At 68.0% G+C, this 562-nt stretch carries 1 protein-coding gene; it reads left to right on the top strand.

Annotation, left to right across the window (positions count from 1 at the left end; translation table 11 throughout):
• Positions 1–160: 160 nt before the first annotated feature.
• Positions 161–562, top strand: a 402-nt coding sequence (locus AC1DTN_RS38790; RefSeq protein WP_477925540.1) for a glutathione S-transferase N-terminal domain-containing protein, incomplete at its 3' end; no start/stop codon positions are given.

The following is a 562-nucleotide window of genomic DNA, read 5'->3' as shown; positions in this document are numbered from 1 at the left end:
CGCGCACCGCGCCGCCGGCGGTGGTGGGCGCCTTCTGCGCGTCGCGCATCGGAGGCGACTGGGGCCACGCCTTCGGTACCCTCGGCGCCGGCATCGACTTCGATGCGATCATCGCCCGCGCCCAGCCGCATTGAGCACCCGAACGACCAAGGAACCGACCATGGCAGAACTGATCCTCCACCACTACGCGACCTCGCCCTTCTCCGAGAAGCTGCGGCTGATCCTGGGCTACAAGAAGCTCGCCTGGAAGTCCGTGATCATCCCGGCGATCCTTCCGAAGCCGGACTACGTCACGCTCACCGGCGGCTACCGCAGGACGCCGATGCTGCAGATCGGGGCCGACATCTACTGCGACACCGCCCTCATCTGCGACGTGCTGGAGCATCTGGCGCCGCTGCCTTCGATCTACCCCGAGCCGGGCAAGGGGCTCGAGCGCATCGTGGCGCAGTGGGGCGACACCACGCTCTTCTGGGCCGCGATGGCCTACAACTTCAGTCCCAAGGGCGCTGCCGACATGTTCGGCAAGGCGCCGCCCGAACTGGCCAAGGCCTTCGGCGAGGAC

The organism is Rhizobium sp. 01T444, from assembly GCF_056398305.1.
The sequence above is the reverse complement of the archived record's forward strand: the minus strand, read 5'-3'. Positions and strand labels throughout refer to the sequence as shown.